Here is a 19,544-nt window from a genome sequence, read left to right on the forward strand (position 1 = left end):
ACGCCAGCCCACTTTGCCGCTAGCCTTGCACTGTGAGTGAAACGGTGGCGCCGCGCCCTTCGAACTGGAATCTTCCCAACGCTTTGACGCTGTTGCGGATTGTGATGGTGCCCTTCTTCGTCTGGGCATTCATTGCCGACGACGGCCATTACGGACCCTTGCGCTGGTTGGCGGTGGGATTGTTCGTGGTTGCTATTTACACGGACAAGCTCGACGGCGACATCGCCCGGGCGCGCGGGCTGATCACGAGCTTTGGCAAGATTGCCGATCCCATTGCCGATAAATTGCTGATTGGCTCGGCACTGATCATGCTCTCCGCCGTGGGTGAGTTGTGGTGGTGGGTCACCATTGTCATGCTGGTGCGTGAAATTGGTATTACGCTGTTGCGTTTTGTGGTGATCCGTTACGGGGTCATGGCAGCATCCAAGGGTGGCAAGCTCAAGACCGTGCTGCAGACAGTGGCCATCTTCTTCTACCTCTTGCCGGTCACCCCGGCCCATGACTGGCTGGGCATTATTGCTCTCGTGGTCATGCTAATAGCGCTTGCGGTCACGGTTGTCACGGGCGTGGACTACCTCGTCAAGGCCGGGCAATTGGTCCGTTCAGGGCGTGGCACCAGAGGCTCCACGCGCAATGGACATCAGGGCTAAGGAAGTCTCATGGACACACCAGGATCCACACTGGGGCCCAGTGCGCTAGCCGCTCTCGTGGCAGACGCCGTGGCAAAAAAAATCACAGTTGCCACAGCCGAATCACTCACTGCGGGTTTGGTAGCTGCAACAATTGCAGACGTTCCTGGTGCTTCAGCGATGTTGCAAGGTGGGATAGTGGCCTACCAGAATTCTATTAAGGAGAAGCAGCTGGGAGTTTCTCCTGTGCTGCTCGCTAGCACGGGGGCCGTTGACCCTGAAGTGGCCTGCAGTATGGCCCTAGGTGCCTGTGTTGCACTCGGTGCTCGTTTGGGAGTCTCCACCACCGGGGTGGCTGGACCTGAACCACATCAAGGCAAGGCCGTGGGCTTGGTCTACATTGGTGTGGCCCTTGATGGTGTGGCCCATGCTCGAGAATTCCGCTTCGACGGTGACCGGGAAGCCATCCGATGGCAGGCCACAGAAGCTGCCCTTGCACTTGTTCTCGAAGTGGTAAATGATTCTCGGGAACAAAAGTTGTAACAAGATAGTTAGTCATGATGAACGCTAAATGCTCCCTTTCCCTCTAGGATGGGAACACCAAGCGGGCAAAGCGGCTTCCAGTGGACTGTTCATGTAGGAAGCGCAACCCATTGAACTGCAGTGATTAATCTAGGAGTTAGGCGATACCGATGGTGAAACAACCCGTATCCGTAAACGGCGTAGTGCGCTGGCGGGATGTGGGTTTGGCGGACGCAAAACCACATCAGCAGAAGGAACGCAAAATGGTGGTATTACGCCACGAAATTGGCGATGTTCTGCGTGATGTACGTCAACGTCAAGGCCGCACTCTCCGCGAAGTCTCACATAACGCACGCGTCTCACTGGGCTATTTGAGTGAAGTCGAGCGTGGACAAAAAGAAGCATCCTCAGAGTTGCTGTCTTCCATTTGTTCCGCTCTGGACGTTCCCTTGTCTCTCATGCTCCGCGAAGTGAGCGACCGTCTGGCCATCGCCGAAGGCGTGGCTGTCCCGGACACTGTTCCCCAGGAATTTGCCGCACGCTATGGCAGGGACCTGAACGAGGAACTCTCCGACGAACTTAACAAGGGCTTGATGTCCAACGTCTAGCAGTCCAAGGGCAATAGCCCTCTGCAACGTCTACTAACAAGCAATAGAAAACCGGCCCCATCTTCGGTGAGGGCCGGTTTTTTGTTATCCGGTTCAGGGACTAGCTACGGTAAGCAGCGTTGAGCTTCTCAACTAGCCTGGCCAGATCGGTGAGTTCTTCTTCATCCCATTCAGCCAGCTGCTCTTGGAAAGCCAGTTGCCGTCCGGTATGCAATGAGTTCATCTTCGTCAAGCCGGCAGGAGTCAGTTGAATCAACTGGGCGCGTCCATCGAGTGGATCTGCTTCCTTGGCCACCAGTCCAAGAGAAACCAGCAAAGTAATCTGACGGCTCACAGAGGGCTTGCCGACCGCAATGCGTTGTGCCAACTCTGTCAGGCGCATGCCGCCGTGGCGCATCAGAACGGACAGCAGGCCGTAAGCTGCCGGCTCCAAATCTGGGTGCACGCTCCGAGTCAACTGATGGTTGATGGCTCGGGCCCTGCGCCACAAGAGGCTTAGCTGGGAATCGAGAAGCTCTATGGCAGCGGCCTGGGCGCTGCTCGCAGGTGTGCCAGGAGCGGCAGGACGTGTCATGACTCAATTCTAGGACAATCACCACAGTGCGCCGCTCTGCCGTAGGAGGCAGCCGTGCGAGAATGGGGGAGTGAGAGTTAGCGAATTTTGGCGATTGATGGATGACGAATTTTCTCCCTCCTATTCCCGGGTACTTGCCCGAGATCTGGTTTTAGCCGGGGTCGGGGGAAACACTGCAAGTGAGGCGTTACGCGCCGGATTCGACCCTAAGGAAATCTGGCTCGAGGTGTGCAAAGTCCAGGACGTACCCCCATCGCGATGGTTAGGCCGGGACATAGCGCCCAAGAACTAGTGGCACACGCATGCGCGAAGCGCCTTTAGTCTCCGGAAGCGCAGAGTTTAATAAACGAGAACTCCGCGACACGCCGCGAGAAGTTCGAATACTTATTCTATATTCTTTATACTGAGGTAGTGCCGTCCTGTGGAGGAAGCAAAAAAGTTCTCCACAATTTTGGGCTTGAGCACCGGTGGCAGCAGACAATGTCAGACCCTTGAACTAGCGTTTTAGGTATGGAGAAAAAGCCTGCAGAGCTAACGGCTAGGCAGGTTGCCGGGAAACCGGCAAAGAATCACAAAGTGAGCAGACCATTGGGTCCGGGCACTGACCGTATCAACCACAGACCGTGGATCGCGCCCAACGCGCAGTTCAAGGGGCCGGAAACGGCGCAAAGGAAAGACCGAGGTGAATCATGGCCGCTCCCGCAGACCGTGACAAAGCGCTGGCAGCAGCATTGGCCCAGATTGACAAGCAATTCGGCAAGGGCTCCGTTATGCGCTTGGGTGATGATATTCGCGCACCCATTGAAGTAATCCCCACCGGGTCCATTGCTTTGGACGTGGCTCTGGGCATAGGCGGACTGCCTCGCGGGCGAGTCGTGGAGATCTATGGGCCGGAGTCTTCCGGTAAGACCACCCTGGCTCTTCATGCCGTGGCTAGTGCGCAGAAGCTTGGCGGCCTTGCCGCGTTTATCGACGCTGAGCACGCATTGGACCCCGACTATGCCGCCAAGCTTGGTGTTGACACTGACGCACTGCTGGTCTCCCAGCCGGACACCGGTGAGCAGGCCCTGGAAATCATGGACATGCTTATTGGTTCAGGATCTCTGGATGTCATTGTTATTGACTCCGTGGCAGCCTTGGTGCCGCGTGCGGAAATTGAAGGCGACATGGGAGATAGTCACGTCGGCCTGCAGGCTCGTCTAATGAGCCAGGCGCTCCGTAAGATCACCGGACGCCTGAGCCAGACCAAGACCACCGCCATTTTCATTAACCAGTTGCGTGAAAAGATCGGCGTGTTCTTTGGTAGCCCAGAGACCACTACGGGCGGAAAGGCGCTGAAGTTCTACGCGTCCATCCGTATTGATGTGCGCCGCATCCAGACCTTGAAAGAAGGTGCGGATGCCGTTGGTAACCGCACCAAGGCCAAGGTTGTCAAGAACAAGATGGCCCCGCCTTTCAAAATCGCTGAATTCGACATCATTTATGGTGTGGGTATTTCGCGTGAAGGCGGAATCATTGACATGGGTGTGGAGCACGGCATCATCCGCAAGTCAGGTTCCTGGTACACCTACGACGGCGACCAGCTGGGTCAGGGCATGGAGAACTCACGTCGATTCTTGAAGGACAACCCGGAACTCACCGATGAACTGGAGCGTCTGATCAAAGCCAAGCTCGGTGTTGGAGTCATTGCTCCCACCGCAGATGAGGAAGCCCCCAAGCTCAAGGCAGTAGACGGTTTCTAGGCCGACATGAATACCGCACGTTGCAACCCGGAGCCGGCAGTTGACGCCAACCCGGCGTCAACTGCAAGATCCATTGTGTTGCGCCAGCTCTCTCACTCTGCCAAGAGTCGCTTCCAGCTCAGCCAGAAGCTGGCCGAACGGGACATTCCTGCTGATGTAGCCGAAGCGGTGCTGGACCGGTTCGAGGTGGTCAAGCTGATCGATGATTCCGAATTCGCTCAAGAATGGGTCCGCACCCGGTCACTGTACAAATCACTGGCCCGTGGAGCATTACGGCGAGAATTGGCAGAGAAGGGCATCGCAGAGGATCTCATCGAGGATGCCCTGGCGCAGGTTGATGACGATACGGAGCGGGAGCAGGCTCGTGATCTGGTGAAGCGCAAGGTCCGGCCTTCCATGAGTCTGGAGGATCGGGACGAACGGGATAAATACACCCGCAGGTGGGTGGCCATGCTGGCGCGGAAAGGCTTCAACCCCTCCCTCGCCTTCGGTATCGTCGGCGAAGTGATCGATGAAAGCCTCGTTGAAGATTGAGAAACTTCTGAGCTGAAAGGCTGCTGCAGTGGGGGATCCGGCGTCTGTTTCTGTATGACGGCCCCAGTACCAGCTATGCTGGCGACATATGCGTACTCAACTTCCACCCCTGAGTAGATTCCTTGTCGGCACCTTTACTGCAGGGATCTTCCTCGTCTGCGGGGTTGCTGTCGGGCCAGCACTCGCCCAAGAGGTGCCGCCGTCGGGCTTCCCAACGTGGGCGGAAGTCCAAGCTGCCAAGGGCGATGCGGCAGCCACGACCAGCGCAGTGTCCAAGATTGGGCAGTTGCTGGACGCACTGGAAAACGAAGCCGGCACCCTGGGCACAGCGGCAGTTGAAGCTGGCGCCAGCTACGCCGTGACTGAAAACAAACTCGAGGCCGCCGCCGCGGAGGTGAGTGTCTTGAATGAGCAGGCCAGCCGTGCGGGTGAGCAGGCGGCCAAACACAAAAAAGAAGCCGTTGCCGTCGCTGTTCAAAGTTATAAAAACGGCGGCACCGATTTCGGTCTTTTTGCCGCTGTCGCGGCGCTGGAAACACCTGAGAGTCTCAACGGTGTGGAGTTGCTGCAACACGTCGGAGCGCAAGCAGCCCTGAAACAAGCCATGTCCCAGCAATCGCAGGCGGCAGCGAGTGCCCTTGAGAAGACCCGGCAAGTAGCGCAGGACGCGCGAGCGCAATTAGCTGCTGAGGCATTGGTGTCAAGGGATGCCGCTGTTGCCGCACAAGATGCCGTGGTGGCACAGTTAGATGCCAAAAAGGAGCAAAGCGCCACTCTGATTGCTCAGTTGGCTACCCTGAAGAACACCACAGCAGCCAAAGAAGCGCAGTACAGGCAAGGGCAGGAAGAGTTAGCCGCCTATAACGAGGCGCAGGAAGCTAAACGCCTAGCTGCGGAGACGGCAGAAGCTGCCCGACAGGCCGAAGCGAAGCGCCAAGCAGAGGCCGCACAACAAAAACCAGGGGCCCTCAAACCAGCGCCGCAGCCCGGCAACCAGAACCCGGCACCGAAACCTGCTGTGCCCAAACCTGCTGCGCCCAAACCTGCTGCACCCATACCTGTTACTCCACCGGCGGAGACCAACCCCGGCGGTGGTTACATTCCCGTGGAGGTCCTGCTACCCAATATTCCTGGCGGTGCGGTCAATGATCCAGCTGGCGCCAAGGCCTACGCGTCCTCGCGGCTAGGTGCCTATGGATGGGCGCAGAGCGAATTTCAATGCCTAAACCAGCTGTGGGAGCGGGAATCGAATTGGCGCACCAACGCCACCAACCCCTACAGCGGCGCCTATGGCATTGCCCAGTCGCTACCTCCTGGCAAGTACGCTTCCGCCGGATCCGACTGGCTGACAAATTACAGAACTCAGATCGAATGGGGCATGGGCTACATCAAGAACCGTTATGGATCGCCGTGCGGAGCATGGAACCATTCCCAGAGTATTGGCTGGTACTGAGACCCACTCCCCGGCCCAAGTAGCCGGGCCGTTTAGCTGTTCTGAGGCTGTTGGTCTTAAGCTTGACCGGTGAGCCTGATCCCAAATAGCGTTGATCCTTCCGCCAGCCCCGTAAGCACAGCAACCCCAGCCAGTCAACCCCGCACCTATCAGGTACGCACTTATGGCTGCCAGATGAACGTCCATGACTCAGAGCGCATGGCCGGGCTGTTGGAAACCGCCGGGATGGTGGCCGTTGAAGAAGCCGGTCCAGCACGCATAGTTGATGCCAACGGCGAAGCTGTTCCCGATGTGGTGGTATTCAACACCTGCGCGGTCCGCGAAAATGCCGACAACAAGCTCTACGGCAACTTGGGAATGCTGGCACACATCAAGGAAACCAACCCCGGCATGCAAATTGCGGTGGGCGGCTGCTTGGCGCAAAAGGATCGCGAGACGATCCAGAAGCGGGCACCCTGGGTGGATGTTGTTTTTGGTACACACAATGTGGGGGCTTTGCCCGTTCTGCTCGAACGCGCACGGCACAACGCTGATGCGCAATTGGAGATCCTCGAGTCCCTCGAGGTGTTCCCTTCAACTTTGCCCACTCGCCGCGATTCGGTGTACTCGGGCTGGGTCAGCATCTCCGTCGGCTGCAACAACACCTGCACTTTTTGCATTGTGCCGTCGCTGCGTGGCAAGGAACGCGACCGCCGCCCCGGGGAAATTCTGGCCGAAATTCAGGCACTGGTCGACGACGGTGCCATCGAGGTCACGCTATTGGGTCAAAACGTGAACTCTTACGGGGTGGAGTTCGGAGACAAGCTAGCATTTGGCAAATTACTGCGTGCCTGCGGCGAGATCAAGGGTTTGGAACGGCTCCGCTTCACCAGCCCGCACCCGGCGGCATTCACCGACGATGTCATTGAGGCCATGGCCGAAACCCCCAACGTCATGCCGCAATTGCACATGCCCCTGCAATCGGGCTCCGATAAGGTCCTCAAGGACATGCGCCGGTCATACCGTTCGGCCAAGTTCTTGGGAATTCTGGACCGTGTGCGCGAACAAATCCCGCACGCCGCCATATCTACCGACATCATTGTGGGCTTCCCCGGGGAAACCGAGGAAGATTTCCAAGCCACGCTCGACGTCGTTGAAAAGTCACGCTTCGCCACCGCCTTCACTTACCAGTACTCCAAGCGCCCCGGTACCCCTGCCGCTGATCTACCCGATCAGCTGCCCAAGGAAGTTGTTCAAGAGCGCTTCTTGCGGTTGACGGCACTGCAGGACCGGATCTGTGCGCAGGAGAATGCGTTGCAGATTGGCCGCACGGTGGAGGTCATGGTGACAGCGACCTCCGGTCGCAAGGCTGCTGAGACCAACCGCTTGTCCGGGCGCGCCCGGGATCAGCGGCTGGTCCACTTCAGCGTCCCCGAAGGTGCCCAGGCCCCGCGCCCCGGCGATCTGGTCAGCGTCACCATTACCGGTGCTGCGGCATTCCACCTCGTGGCGGACCCTGATCTTGCCGACTACCAGCTGCGCCGCTCACGCGCCGGCGATGCCTGGGACTTGGCCCAAGCAGAATCCTGCGGAGTCCCCGCCGCGGCTGGAACTTCCGACGCCGTTCGGCCCAAGGTTAGTCTGGGCATGCCGACGCTTCCGGTTCGTTCAGCATGAGCCCAGCCCCGGCCGTTCCCGTGGAAACCGCGCCGGAGCAGCGTCCCGTGGTGGCTATCGTTGGACCGACAGGCTCGGGTAAATCAGAGTTGGCGTTGGCGTTGGCAGAGCGATTTGATGGCGAGGCCATCAATGCCGACTCAATGCAGTTTTACAGGGGCATGGACATTGGGACTGCCAAGCTACCACCAGCAGAGCGGCGCGGTATCGCACACCACCTGCTGGATTTCCTCAGCGTCAAGGAAGACACCACGGTGGCTGCCTTCCAACAGCTGGCCCGTGACGCCATCGCGGACATCCGTTCTAGAGGCAAGCTGCCCATTCTGGTGGGTGGTTCCGGTCTCTACAATCGGGCCGCCTTGGACGTCTTGGAATTCCCTGGCACTGACCCTGACGTCAGGGCTGTCTTAGAGAAGGAATTGGAGAACGCTGGCCTGGCTGCGCTGCTGCAGCGCCTGAACGAGGTGGACCCAGTCTCCGCTGCCCGCATCAACGACGGCAAGCGCGTGGTCCGGGCCCTAGAAGTGCATGCACTGACGGGACGGCCTTTCAGTTCGTTCATGCCAGATCGCCAGTACATCAGTCCCACAGTGCAGATCGGACTCAACGGTGACAGGGCCCAACTGCACCAGCGTCTGGGCGTGCGTGTTCACAAGATGGTCGATGCTGGTCTGCCCGAAGAAGTCAGGGCCCTCATTCCCGAAGGGTTGCGAGAGGGGCGCACAGCGCACAAGGCACTCGGTTACCAGCAGTTTCTACGCGTTATCGACGGCGAGTCCACCGTCGAGCGGGCCTGTGAGGAAACCATTGTGGCCACGCGCCAATTTGCTCGCCGCCAGCTCACGTGGTTCCGGGCCGATCCACGCGTTCACTGGCTGGATTGGTCCCAGCCGGATCTCAATGAGGCGGCAGCGGCACTGGTTGCCAGTGCCAGCCCTGCCCGCAGCTGAGTCAGCCCTGCGCGCCGAAAGCCAAGTACCGGCGTCGTGCGTGGGGTGCTTTAGAGTTAATCCATGACTGCAACCACTACCTCCCTGACAGGCCTGCGCTTTGGAAAAGGCCACGGCACCGGCAACGACTTTGTGCTGGTGGCCGATCCCGGGGGTGAACGTGAACTCGTGCCAGAGCAGGTTGCCCGGCTGTGTGATCGGCGCCGTGGACTGGGCGGAGATGGGCTGATCCGTGCCGTCCGCTCCAAGAACATCCCGGAAGGGACGGCGCTGCTGGAAGCAAATCCGGCCGCCGAATGGTTCATGGATTACTACAACGGCGACGGCTCCATCTCAGAGATGTGTGGCAACGGGGTACGGGTGTTCGTCCACTTCCTGGTGACTCAGGGACTCGTGAAACTGGGAGCTGGCGAAGAGCTGGTGATCGGCACCAGGGCCGGCGTGAAGATCGTGGCCCGCACAGCCGACGGCTATCGGGTGGACATGGGCCCCTGGGGGTTCATTCACCCTGAGCAGGCCCCTGGCGGCAGCGACTCCTTAGTCGAGACGACCGGGCTGACCGTGGCGCGCCCTGCCCTGTCCATCACCATGGGCAATCCGCACACGGTCGTAGCGCTGGCAGACCTGAGTGAACTGGCCGCCGCCAACCTCACCGTGGCGCCCATTGTCACCCCGGAACCCCCACACGGCACCAATGTGGAGTTTGCGGTGCCAGCTGAGCCCTTGGTGACGGACGACGTCGGACGCATCAGTATGCGTGTTCACGAACGTGGCGTGGGGGAGACACTTTCTTGCGGGACAGGTGCCTGTGCAGCGGCGGCGGCCACCCGTTTTTGGGCCGGCGACCAGGCCCCGGACAACTGGGCCGTAGCGGTGCCGGGCGGCATAGTGGGCGTGCGTTTCTTTGCCGGCCCAGATGGCCGCGAGCACGTAGAACTGAGCGGGCCCGCCGTCATGGTGGCCGAAGGCGTCTTTGCCGACGGGCTGAGCGCCTAGTGCACAGCTGCGTGGGGCCGGCTAGGGGTTGGTGCGGGTGACTTTCAGAATCCTGAACGCCTTGTTTGTCGAGTCGCGAGTAACAGTAAAGCCGGCCTCGGGGAACTGCTCGCTAAGTTCGGTTGTCAGCCAGCGCTGTAAAGAATCCGAACCAAGGTTCTTCTGCACCACAAGGTAGGCCGTGCCGTTATGGGCCAGCCGGGGCAGCCACATCATCAGGATCGAGTGCAGCTCGGCCTTACCCACGCGGATGGGCGGATTAGACCAGATGGTCGTAAAGCGCAAAGTCGGATCAACGGCGTCGGGAGTTGACGCTTTGACGTTGACCAAGCCCACAGCCTTGGCGTTTTCCTCGGTCAGCTCGATGGATCGCTCATTGACGTCCACTGCATAGACCATTGCTTCAGGGGAGCGCAACGCCAGAGTCAGCGCAATGGGTCCCCAGCCGCAGCCGATGTCCAAAAGGTTGCCGGCGGTGGCCGGTGGCGGGGCTTCGTTGAGCAAGATGGTGGTGCCTTTGTCCACGCCATCGGGGCTGAAAATGCCCCCGGCCGTGTGGAGGTTGCGCTCCTCGCCAGCCAAAAAGACGCGAAGGGGCCGACGTTTCATTGGTGTGGCCGGTTGTGAACTGAAATAGTGATCTGCACCCTGAGTACCCATAGTCATGCCAGATTAGTGCCCAATTCTCGGAAAGTGTATCTAGGCGCGCCTAAGCGCAGTGCCTGCACACGTGTGATTATCCACAAGCCACGAACCTCAAAAGGTGTGAGTGTCGGTGGCTCGGACTACGATTGAAGGTAACAGCCTATAAGGAGAATATGTCCCACGCATCTGCACACAATGGTTCCGACGGCAATGAGCTGCCCCGTGATGGGGAGCCCACGGTACCTTCACAGGGCCACAGCACGGGGGAGGAGTCCCTTTCCGCCGCGGAAATCGAAGCCGTGATTGACCGGATTTTGGCCAAAGACGCGGCTGCTTCCCGTGCCACGCGTGCGGATGAGGACATTGACGCGCAGGACCCCTTCGGGGGTGCCCCCGCAACAAGGCCCCTCGAAGGGCGGGCGCAAGCTGTGTCCACGCTGAATTTCCAACACAGCCGCTTTGACGGTGATCAGAGCGATTTGGCTGACCGCAACGCGCTGCGCCGCAAGGCAAGCCTGTCCACTGAACTCGAAGACGTCAGCGAAGTCGAGTACCGCCAATTGCGTCTTGAACGCGTTGTGCTCGCGGGTCTGTGGTCCTCTGGAACCATGGCCGATGCTGAGAACTCATTGCGGGAGCTAGCTGCCTTGGCTGAAACGGCCGGATCGGAAGTTTTGGATGGTCTGGTTCAGCGCAGAGCCAAACCTGATCCGGCAACGTTCTTGGGCCAAGGTAAGGCTCAGGAGCTCAAAGAGATGGTGCACGCTACCGGCGCTGACACTGTCGTCATCGACGGTGACCTCTCACCGTCCCAGCGGCGCACGCTTGAAGAGGTTGTCAAGGTCAAGGTCATTGACCGTACGGCTCTGATTCTGGATATTTTTGCTCAGCACGCTCAATCCCGTGAAGGCCGGGCTCAAGTTGAATTGGCCCAAATGGAATACCTCTTGCCACGACTGCGTGGCTGGGGTGACTCCATGTCTCGTCAGGCTGGTGGCCGGGTGGGTGCCGCAGGTGGCGGTATTGGCTCTCGTGGTCCCGGTGAAACAAAGATGGAACTGGACCGGCGCAAGATCCGCACCCGCATGGCTAAGTTGCGCCGTGAGATTGCGGCCATGGCTCCATCGCGTGAAACTAAACGTGCCAACCGCAAACGTAACAACGTGCCCTCGGTGGCTATCGCCGGTTACACCAATGCGGGCAAGTCCTCGCTGCTGAACCGCCTCACGGATGCTGGGGTGCTGGTCGAGAACGCCCTGTTTGCGACGCTTGATCCAACGGTCCGCAAAACCGAAACATCCGATGGCCTGGGATATACCCTGGTGGACACTGTTGGGTTTGTCCGGGCACTGCCTACACAGCTGGTGGAGGCCTTCCGCTCCACCTTGGAGGAAGTTGCCGACGCAGATCTGATCCTGCATATTGTTGATGCTTCCCACCCTGACCCCGAAGGACAGATCTCTGCAGTGCGCTCGGTGTTTGCTGAAGTTGGGGCACTACAGATCCCCGAAATCATCATCCTGAACAAGGTAGATATTGCCGATCCTTTTGTGGTGGAACGTCTTCGCCAACACGAGTCCCGTTCCTTGGTGATCTCGGCCAGAACAGGACAAGGTATCGAGGAGCTGCTCGAAGCCATCAAGGACGGCATTCCGCACCCCAGCGTGGTGCTCACATTGCTTGTTCCCTACGAGCGTGGCGATGTACTGAACAAGTTGCATCGCAGCGATGCTGAGATCATCAGTCTGGAACATGGCGAGCAAGGCACCTTGGTTCAGGTTCGGGTCCGAGAAGACTTGGCTGCAGAGGTTGAACCGTTTGTCCAGCATGCCTGATAGTGAACTTTCTCAGCAGGCCTTGGACCTTTTGGATCGGGCCGTCGATGCCATGGGCGGGCAACGTCGTGACGGCCAGCATGAAATGGTACGCCGGGTGGTTGCCGCCCTTGAGAGTGGTGACCACCTGCTGGTTCAAGCGGGAACCGGGACCGGCAAGTCACTTGCTTACCTGATACCACTGATCGTGAACTCCCTGACCAGTGACAAACCTGCGGTGATTGCAACGGCCACCCTGGCTCTCCAGGCTCAGATTGTGGGCCGAGACGTACCTAGGCTATTGGCTGCCCTGAAGCCAATGTTGCCGCGGGCCATTGATGTTGCGCTGGTCAAAGGCCGTAGTAACTATGTGTGCCAGCAAAAACTGGCTGGCGGTTTCCCAACCGAAGATACCGGTGAGGGCGCCCTGTTTAGTCTCGGTGAAGACAACGTTGCCCACCCTCCGAGCGCCACCTCGGGGCCCACCTCACAGCTTGGCAAGGACGTGGTGCGTCTGCGTGAATGGGCCCAGGAAACAGACACGGGTGACAGGGACGAAATTGTTCCGGGAGTGACGGACAAAGCTTGGCGGCAGGTCTCTGTAACCTCCATGGAATGTCTGGGCGCCCAGAAGTGTCCCATGGCAACCGAATGCTTCTCCGAGCTGGCCCGTGCCCGCGGAGCAGAGGCTGACATTGTGGTCACCAACCACGCCATGCTGGCCATCAGTGCCTTTGAAGGCATCGCCGTTCTTCCCGACTATGACGTGGTGGTGGTCGATGAAGCGCATGAGCTTCAGGATCGTGTGACAGGAGCTGTTACCGGGCAACTTTCCGTGCAGATGGTGCAGGCTGCGGCGTCAAGCACCCGCAAGCACACCGCTGTTTCAGTTGATGCCTTGCATGCCAGCGCCGCGGCACTGGACCTGGCCCTAGCTGGCGTTCCTGAGGGGCTGTTCCCGCAGGGACTCAATGAAGTGCAGGCGCAGGCTGTGGAGCAGTTGCGTGATGCAGTGCGAGCAGCTTTGTCCGATTCGAAGCCGGAGGGCAATGCTGCCGCCGACGGCGGGCGTTCCATTGCCCGTTCCAGGCTCAACTTGATCTTCGATTTATGCGAACGTTTGCTGGTTGCCAATGATGCTCGGGAGGTGGTGTGGGCGTCGCGTCCAGGCGCCTTCGCGCCGGGGAAGGGCTATCAGAAAGCGGATGAAACTGAGCCGGCGGTGCTCAATATTGCGCCACTGAGCGTGGCGATGAAATTGCGCGAAGGGTTGTTTGCCGACCGGACGGTGGTGCTCACTTCAGCAACACTGGCTATCGGCGAGTCATTCCAATCCACCGCTGGCGGGCTGGGGCTTTTGGGCCCCAGCGCTCCCGCCTGGACGGGAGCGGATGTGGGTTCACCATTCGACTACCCCAAACAAGGCATGCTCTATGTTGCGGCCCATCTGCAGAAACCCGGTTTCGGGATGTCCGCTGAGCAATTAGATGAATTGGAAGCGCTCATCACCGCGGCAGGTGGCGGAACCCTGGCGCTGTTCTCTTCGCGGCGTGCTGCTGAAGATGCGGCTGAGAAGCTCCGCAAGAAGCTCAAGGTGAAGATCTTGTGCCAGGGCGACTCCTCCATGTCCGGACTCATTAAGCAGTTCGCCGACGAACCGGACACCTGCCTTTTTGGCACCATGTCGCTATGGCAGGGTGTTGATGTTCAAGGAGCCTCCTGCCGGCTGGTGGTGATTGATAGGATCCCGTTCCCGCGCCCAGACGATCCACTGGTCACGGCGCGTGCTCGGGCCGTGGCGCAAAGTGGCGGCGACGGATTTATTGCCATCTCTGCCACTCATGCCGCTGTGCGGTTAGCCCAGGGTGTGGGCCGCTTGATCCGTTCCAGCCAGGACCGGGGAGTGGTTGCTGTGCTAGATTCTCGGTTGGCCAATGCCAGCTACGGCGGTTTTCTACGCGCTGCGTTGCCGCCCTTCTGGTCCACTAAGGACCGAGCCGTGGCTTTGGGTGCCCTGAAGCGTCTCTCCGGCAAGTAGTCCCAGCGACGCCAAAGCACCCCCGTCAGCTATCGAGCTTACGGGGGTGCATTTGTATTTCTGCGCTAGGATCCGGCCGCGGCGCACCAGCAGCTACTCGTTGATAATGACTGGCAACGGTTAGAGACTTCGGAGGACCGAGACGACCTTGCCCATGATGGTGGCATGGTCACCCAGAATCGGCTCATAGCGGGTGTTCTGTGGCAGCAGCCACGTGTGACCGTCGCGTTGCCGGAAGGTCTTTACCGTTGCTTCATCTTCGAGCAAAGCTGCCACGATGTCCCCGTTGTTGGCTGTTGGCTGTTGACGGACAACCACCCAGTCACCGTCGCAGATGGCGGCGTCGATCATCGAGTCACCTTGAACTCGGAGCATGAAGAGCTCACCGCTGCCTACGATCTGCCGTGGCAGAGGCATGATGTCATCCACTGACTGATCAGCCAGGATGGGTCCACCTGCGGCGATACGGCCCACTAGCGGCACAAACGCGGTGTCCGAAGAGCTGCTCAGTTCGGCGAAATTCAGTCCATTGGAACTGCGGAGATTCTTGGGGGCGCTCACCCCTTCAATTTCGACAACGCCGCTGTCCAGCACCAGCGGGATAAGAACTTCCATGGCACGGGGACGCTTAGGGTCACGGCGTAAATAGCCATGGCGCTCCAGCTGGGTCAGCTGATGAGTGACGCTGGAGAGACTCGCCAGCCCCACTGAATCGCCAATTTCGCGCATCGAGGGCGGGTAGCCCTTGTCGGCAATGCATCGTTGGATGCACTCGAGAATTTTCTTCTGCCGTACCGTCAGCCCCTTCATTCCAGCGCGGCTGGGTGCTTGGGGAATGCGGTGCGGCGGGTCTGGAAGCGCCATGGTTCCGTCGGTCCTTTCGTGGCTGCCCTGAACAATGTCAGTGCCTGCTGGTGGACTGCATCTAGCGGCCAATCCTTGTTCTGCAAGTTTAAGCCACGAAGAGGCGAATTTCAAACATTTGTTCTATTTGCTCTTGGCAAGTGTCGTCTATAGATGCTAAAACTGTACTAGTAGGAAATTAGAACATACGTTCTATCGAATATGTTGATTGTGGAATCTTGGTCCGATGGATGCAGCTAGCCCAGGGATCCTAGGTTCACGGTGAAAGGACCAGAAATCATGAACGCATTGCTTATCTCCCACGCATCCTTTGGCGCGTCCCTAGCCGGTGCGGCGCCCACTGTGAGTAGTGCTGGTAATCATGGCGGTGTTCGAAGCGGTGCTGTTCGAAGCGGTGCTGTTCGATCCACCAGTATGCGGGCGCCCGCTGCCCAGTCTGACGAAGCACGGTTTGGTGCAGAGTCGTCCGGGGAAATGGGTCGTAGTTCCCTGAACGTGCTTGCCGGTGCTGGGCTCAGTTTGACACGCCGTGGCCGGTTGGTGTTCTTCGGTATCCCGGCCATCGCTGCCGCGGCGCTGATCTTGTTTGTTTCTTTCGCCATCATGGCTGGCTCGTTTGCTAGTCCGGCAAACGCGGCTAGTGAGGTAAAGGCGGTCAACATGGCTGACTATGCTGTGGCTGTGACAGTCCTGCAGGGCGACAGTTTGTGGAGCATCGCCGGTGCTGCCGACCCCACTCGCGATGTGCGTCATGTGGTCCGTGAAATCATTGCGTTGAACGAGCTGGGCACGGGCGTTCTGCAGGCAGGTCAGCGACTTTACGTCCCCATCCCGAAGTAGCGTTACTCCGGGAGACGGTGTCCGCATGGTGTCATCGTTTCGGACTTTTCCGCGGCCTGCAAATATGCTGGAAGGTATGGACCAGTTTGAACGCCTAAGTCAATTGCCGCTTCGTGACGACTTGCGTGGCCAGCACCCCTACGGAGCACCACAGCTTGATGTTCCGGTGCTGTTGAATGTCAATGAAAATACCTTTGGTGTTCCGGCAGACGCCAAGGAAGCAATCCTGGCAGCCGTGGCTCAAGAGCTAGATGGACTAAACCGCTACCCGGACAGGGAATTCACCGTCCTGCGCCAAGAGTTGGCGGCGTATCTTGGCCACAGCCTAAGTGAAGATAATCTTTGGGCGGCCAACGGTTCCAATGAGGTGCTCCAGCAGTTGCTGCAGGCCTTCGGAGGCCCGGGACGCACCGTAATGGGATTCCCTCCCACATATTCCATGTACCCGCTGCTGGCCAGCGGAACCGGAACAGGGTACATTGCAGGATCCCGTGCTCAGGACTACAGCCTTTCTGCAGAATCCGCCGCCGAACAGGTTCGTCAGCACGCGCCAAACCTCGTTTTCCTCTGCTCGCCCAACAACCCCACCGGAACGGCCTTGGGCCTAGATGTTGTGGAAGCCGTCTACGCGGCCGGCGAGGCGTCTCAAACCGTGGTCATTGTTGACGAAGCCTACGCAGAGTTTTCCCACACCGGAACTAAGAGTGCCCTGAACTTGCTCGAAGGCAGGCCCCGATTGGTGGTCTCACGCACCATGAGTAAGGCCTTCGCATTGGCCGGTGCGCGGCTAGGCTATCTGGCCGCTGCGCCGGAGGTCACCGACGCTCTGCGCCTGGTTCGCCTGCCGTACCACCTCTCCGCCATCACCCAAGCAACTGCAGTGGCGGCTCTGCGGAACTCCACGTCATTACTGGCCAATGTGGAGCAGATCAAAGTGCAGCGGGACCGGATTGTCGCCGAGCTCATTGAGTTAGGGCTGAGCCCCGCGCCGTCTGATTCCAACTTTGTCTTCTTCGGTGGACTTGAGGACCCGCATGCCGTCTGGGAGGCGTTGCTAGCCGACGGCGTCCTGATCCGCGACGTCGGGATTCCCGGCCACTTGCGCGTCACAGCGGGAACGGAAGCCGAGACCACGGCGTTCCTCAAGGGATTGCGCGCCTGCCTCACCGCCTAGCGAACTGCGGAGGCGCCGCCGTCGAACATGGGGGCTTCCTTCTCGCGGTATTCCCACTAGGGGACAGGTTTGGGCATAATCATGCCTTCTCTCCTAAACTGGTAGCACTACACCAATTACGTTTGCGCGCCCGTCCCTGCCCGGTAACTGCCGGGTGTGAAGGCGCACCACAACAAAGGACTGCCGCAATGACTGAGAACAGCCCGAATCCCGGCCAGGGACGTACTGCCCGCCTGGAACGTGCCACGAGCGAGTCAAGCGTCATGGTGGAGATCAACCTCGACGGTACCGGCGTGTCAAACATTGATACCTCCGTGCCTTTCTATGACCACATGCTCACAGCCTTGTCTAAGCACTCCCTGATTGACATGAACATCAAAGCCACCGGTGATACGCACATCGATGCCCACCACACGGTAGAAGACGTGGCCATTTCCTTGGGAGAAGTACTCAAGGAAGCGCTGGGTAACAAGGCTGGGATCCGCCGCTTTGGCGAAGCCACAGTCCCGTTGGATGAAGCACTGGCCAACGCTGTGGTGGATCTTTCTGGCCGCCCCTACTTGGTACATGGCGGCGAGCCTGCCGGTCAGGAGTACCACCTGATCGGCGGTCACTTCACGGGATCGCTCACCCGCCACGTCTTTGAAGCCATCACTTTGCATGCGCAGATCTGCCTCCACATGACGGTTATTGCTGGCCGCGATCCGCACCACATCGTTGAAGCACAGTTCAAGGCTTTCGCCCGGGCACTGCGCTCGGCCGTTGAAGCCGATCCCCGCGTCACCGGAATCCCATCCACGAAGGGTCTTTTGTGAGTTCTGGAGTTAGCGAAGCGGCAGTAAGCAACAACGCCGGTAGTGATAAGCCCACGGTCACGGTGCTGGACTATGGATCGGGTAACGTCCGCTCCGCCGTCCGCGCGCTGGAACGTGCCGGTGCAGTGGTTACGCTCAGCGCCAAGCCCGAGGATGTTCTGAACGCCGACGGTCTGGTCGTTCCCGGTGTCGGCGCCTTCGGTTCGGTCATGGACGAGCTCAAAGCCGTTGATGCTCTGCGTATGATCGGACGCCGCGTTGCCGGTGGCCGGGCAGTTCTAGGCATCTGCGTAGGGATGCAGGTCCTCTTCGACGCCGGTGTAGAGCACGGCACCCATCGCGAAGGCATGGGGGAGTGGCCTGGAGTGGTCGAACTGTTACCTGCACCCGTGGTCCCGCACATGGGCTGGAACACTGTGACTGCGGCGGAAGGATCCATGCTCTTTGAAGGTGTGGAATCCGAACGCTTCTACTTTGTACATTCTTATGGTGTGCAAAAGTGGGACTTTGAAGTCCTGCAGCCCAAAATGCGTCCGCCCATGGTGACCTGGTCCGAGCATGGTGCCCCGTTCATCGCGGCCATGGAAAACGGCCCGCTCTGTGCAACACAGTTCCACCCGGAGAAATCCGGTGACGCGGGAGCGCGCATGCTGCGTAACTGGGTCAATTCCCTGACAAAGGCGGCTCGCTGATGTATTCGTTGTTGTTGATGGCTTTGGCTGGCCTGCTCATCGGTGGAGCGTACACGTTCTACCAGCAGAAAACCGCGCGCTGGATCCCCATCAGCTTTGCCGCACTGGCCGCCATGTCACTCATTGCCGCCTACTTGCTCACGCTCTAGTCTTCTGCTTTTCTTGCTTCAGGCTCTTCTCATTTCACGCACTACCCGCGGCCGTGCCGCAATTTTCATCCTGTCGTTTCCACCCGTAGATAAAACAACGTTGAGGACCCCATGACCACCCCCATTTTGGAATTGCTGCCCGCTGTAGACGTTGTGGACGGCCAGGCCGTGCGCTTGGTGCAGGGCGAGGCGGGCTCGGAAACGAGTTACGGCTCCCCACTCGAAGCGGCCATGAAGTGGCAGAACGACGGTGCAGAATGGGTTCACCTTGTGGATCTTGACGCTGCCTTTGGCCGTGGCTCAAACACGGAGTTGTTGCGCGAAATGGTGCAGGCCCTAGACATCAAGGTTGAGCTCTCCGGTGGTCTGCGCGATGACGCAACGCTGGAAGCAGCACTCGAACTTGGGGTAGGCCGCGTCAACTTGGGCACAGCCGCTCTGGAGAACCCCGAGTGGACCGCAAAGGTCATTGACCGTTTTGGTGACAAGATCGCCGTGGGCCTTGATGTTCGAGGCACCACCTTGGCAGGGCGGGGCTGGACCAAGGAAGGCGGGGATATCTGGGAAGTCCTGGCCCGCCTGGAAGATGCCGGCTGCGCCCGTTACGTGGTCACGGATGTCACGAAGGATGGCACGTTGCGCGGACCCAACGTGGAGCTGCTGCGCGAAATGTGCACCCGCACTTCGAAACCTGTGGTGGCTTCGGGTGGAATTTCCAGCCTTGAAGACCTGCGGGTGTTGCGCGAATTGGTTGGTGAAGGCGTGGAAGGGGCCATTGTTGGCAAGGCTCTATACTCTGGCGCGTTCACGCTCCCGCAGGCCCTTGATGTTGCAGGCCGTCGCTAAATC

The 19,544-nt window shown here is 59.2% G+C and carries 21 protein-coding genes; 18 read left to right on the forward strand and 3 right to left on the reverse strand.

The features are described 5' to 3' along the window. Positions 1-32 precede the first annotated feature (32 nt). The 3 genes from pgsA (at position 33) to ACX80D_RS10675 (ending at position 1,759) form a co-directional block, all read left to right on the forward strand. Positions 33-650 (forward strand): CDP-diacylglycerol--glycerol-3-phosphate 3-phosphatidyltransferase, encoded by a 618-nt coding sequence (gene pgsA / locus ACX80D_RS10665; protein WP_459322642.1) that lies wholly within the window; start codon positions 33-35, stop codon positions 648-650. Positions 651-659: 9 nt separating this feature from the next. Further along, on the forward strand, positions 660-1,172 hold the full coding sequence (locus ACX80D_RS10670; RefSeq protein ID WP_459322643.1) for a CinA family protein: 513 nt from the start codon (positions 660-662) through the stop codon (positions 1,170-1,172). A gap of 149 nt (positions 1,173-1,321) precedes the next feature. Then, complete coding sequence (locus tag ACX80D_RS10675; RefSeq protein ID WP_363836460.1) at positions 1,322-1,759, forward strand: helix-turn-helix domain-containing protein; 438 nt, start codon at positions 1,322-1,324, stop codon at positions 1,757-1,759. Between the two features lie 100 nt (positions 1,760-1,859). On the opposite strand, the gene ACX80D_RS10680 is transcribed toward ACX80D_RS10675, so the two are convergent. Then, positions 1,860-2,333 carry a MarR family winged helix-turn-helix transcriptional regulator gene (locus ACX80D_RS10680; RefSeq protein ID WP_459322644.1) on the reverse strand — a complete coding sequence of 158 codons (474 nt, stop codon included), beginning with the start codon at positions 2,331-2,333 and terminating at the stop codon, positions 1,860-1,862. Positions 2,334-2,403: 70 nt separating this feature from the next. Between ACX80D_RS10680 and ACX80D_RS10685 the strand changes: the two genes are divergently transcribed. The 7 genes from ACX80D_RS10685 (at position 2,404) to dapF (ending at position 9,664) form a co-directional block, all read left to right on the forward strand. After that, positions 2,404-2,625 carry a DUF3046 domain-containing protein gene (locus ACX80D_RS10685; protein ID WP_459322645.1) on the forward strand — a complete coding sequence of 74 codons (222 nt, stop codon included), beginning with the start codon at positions 2,404-2,406 and terminating at the stop codon, positions 2,623-2,625. 397 nt (positions 2,626-3,022) lie between these two features. Next, positions 3,023-4,075 carry a recombinase RecA gene (gene recA, locus ACX80D_RS10690; protein WP_459322646.1) on the forward strand — a complete coding sequence of 351 codons (1,053 nt, stop codon included), beginning with the start codon at positions 3,023-3,025 and terminating at the stop codon, positions 4,073-4,075. 6 nt (positions 4,076-4,081) lie between these two features. Next, complete coding sequence (locus ACX80D_RS10695) at positions 4,082-4,609, forward strand: regulatory protein RecX (protein ID WP_459322647.1); 528 nt, start codon at positions 4,082-4,084, stop codon at positions 4,607-4,609. An 88-nt stretch (positions 4,610-4,697) separates the two neighbouring features. Beyond that, a complete protein-coding gene (locus ACX80D_RS10700) occupies positions 4,698-6,062 on the forward strand; it encodes a coiled-coil domain-containing protein (protein WP_459322648.1) in 1,365 nt (454 codons plus the stop codon). A gap of 78 nt (positions 6,063-6,140) precedes the next feature. Next, positions 6,141-7,718: a tRNA (N6-isopentenyl adenosine(37)-C2)-methylthiotransferase MiaB gene (gene miaB / locus ACX80D_RS10705; RefSeq protein WP_459322700.1), complete on the forward strand. Its 1,578-nt coding sequence runs from the start codon at positions 6,141-6,143 to the stop codon at positions 7,716-7,718. Further along, complete coding sequence (gene miaA, locus ACX80D_RS10710; RefSeq protein WP_459322649.1) at positions 7,715-8,668, forward strand: tRNA (adenosine(37)-N6)-dimethylallyltransferase MiaA; 954 nt, start codon at positions 7,715-7,717, stop codon at positions 8,666-8,668. Before miaB ends, miaA begins: the two co-directional genes overlap by 4 nt. Positions 8,669-8,731: 63 nt before the next feature. Continuing rightward, complete coding sequence (gene dapF / locus ACX80D_RS10715) at positions 8,732-9,664, forward strand: diaminopimelate epimerase (protein ID WP_459322650.1); 933 nt, start codon at positions 8,732-8,734, stop codon at positions 9,662-9,664. Between the two features lie 21 nt (positions 9,665-9,685). Here the strand turns inward: dapF and ACX80D_RS10720 are convergent, their stop codons facing one another. After that, positions 9,686-10,273, reverse strand: a complete 588-nt coding sequence (locus ACX80D_RS10720; RefSeq protein WP_459322651.1) for a class I SAM-dependent methyltransferase — start codon at positions 10,271-10,273, stop codon at positions 9,686-9,688. A 209-nt stretch (positions 10,274-10,482) separates the two neighbouring features. Between ACX80D_RS10720 and hflX the strand changes: the two genes are divergently transcribed. Both hflX and ACX80D_RS10730 read left to right on the forward strand, forming a co-directional pair. Further along, positions 10,483-12,144 carry a GTPase HflX gene (gene hflX / locus ACX80D_RS10725; RefSeq protein ID WP_459322652.1) on the forward strand — a complete coding sequence of 554 codons (1,662 nt, stop codon included), beginning with the start codon at positions 10,483-10,485 and terminating at the stop codon, positions 12,142-12,144. Next, positions 12,137-14,161 carry an ATP-dependent DNA helicase gene (locus ACX80D_RS10730; RefSeq protein ID WP_459322653.1) on the forward strand — a complete coding sequence of 675 codons (2,025 nt, stop codon included), beginning with the start codon at positions 12,137-12,139 and terminating at the stop codon, positions 14,159-14,161. Before hflX ends, ACX80D_RS10730 begins: the two co-directional genes overlap by 8 nt. Before the next feature lie 120 nt (positions 14,162-14,281). Here the strand turns inward: ACX80D_RS10730 and lexA are convergent, their stop codons facing one another. Continuing rightward, on the reverse strand, positions 14,282-15,025 hold the full coding sequence (gene lexA, locus ACX80D_RS10735) for a transcriptional repressor LexA (protein WP_459322654.1): 744 nt from the start codon (positions 15,023-15,025) through the stop codon (positions 14,282-14,284). A gap of 279 nt (positions 15,026-15,304) precedes the next feature. Between lexA and ACX80D_RS10740 the strand changes: the two genes are divergently transcribed. The 6 genes from ACX80D_RS10740 to priA all read left to right on the forward strand — a co-directional run bounded on the left by ACX80D_RS10740 (position 15,305) and on the right by priA (position 19,541). Beyond that, a complete protein-coding gene (locus ACX80D_RS10740; protein WP_459322655.1) occupies positions 15,305-15,865 on the forward strand; it encodes a LysM peptidoglycan-binding domain-containing protein in 561 nt (186 codons plus the stop codon). Positions 15,866-15,941: 76 nt separating this feature from the next. After that, positions 15,942-17,039 carry a histidinol-phosphate transaminase gene (locus ACX80D_RS10745; RefSeq protein WP_459322656.1) on the forward strand — a complete coding sequence of 366 codons (1,098 nt, stop codon included), beginning with the start codon at positions 15,942-15,944 and terminating at the stop codon, positions 17,037-17,039. 188 nt (positions 17,040-17,227) lie between these two features. Further along, positions 17,228-17,854, forward strand: a complete 627-nt coding sequence (gene hisB / locus ACX80D_RS10750) for an imidazoleglycerol-phosphate dehydratase HisB (RefSeq protein WP_459322657.1) — start codon at positions 17,228-17,230, stop codon at positions 17,852-17,854. Further along, the gene (gene hisH, locus ACX80D_RS10755) at positions 17,851-18,546 is read left to right on the forward strand and encodes an imidazole glycerol phosphate synthase subunit HisH (RefSeq protein ID WP_459322658.1); all 696 of its coding nucleotides are present in this window, start codon (positions 17,851-17,853) and stop codon (positions 18,544-18,546) included. The genes hisB and hisH overlap by 4 nt, the downstream gene beginning before the upstream one ends. Further along, positions 18,546-18,695, forward strand: coding sequence for a hypothetical protein (locus ACX80D_RS10760; RefSeq protein WP_459322659.1), 150 nt, complete (start codon positions 18,546-18,548; stop codon positions 18,693-18,695). The genes hisH and ACX80D_RS10760 overlap by 1 nt, the downstream gene beginning before the upstream one ends. A 111-nt stretch (positions 18,696-18,806) precedes the next feature. Continuing rightward, positions 18,807-19,541: a bifunctional 1-(5-phosphoribosyl)-5-((5-phosphoribosylamino)methylideneamino)imidazole-4-carboxamide isomerase/phosphoribosylanthranilate isomerase PriA gene (gene priA / locus ACX80D_RS10765; protein WP_459322660.1), complete on the forward strand. Its 735-nt coding sequence runs from the start codon at positions 18,807-18,809 to the stop codon at positions 19,539-19,541. Positions 19,542-19,544 lie beyond the last annotated feature (3 nt).

The sequence above is a fragment of the Arthrobacter sp. Sr24 genome (assembly GCF_054511175.1).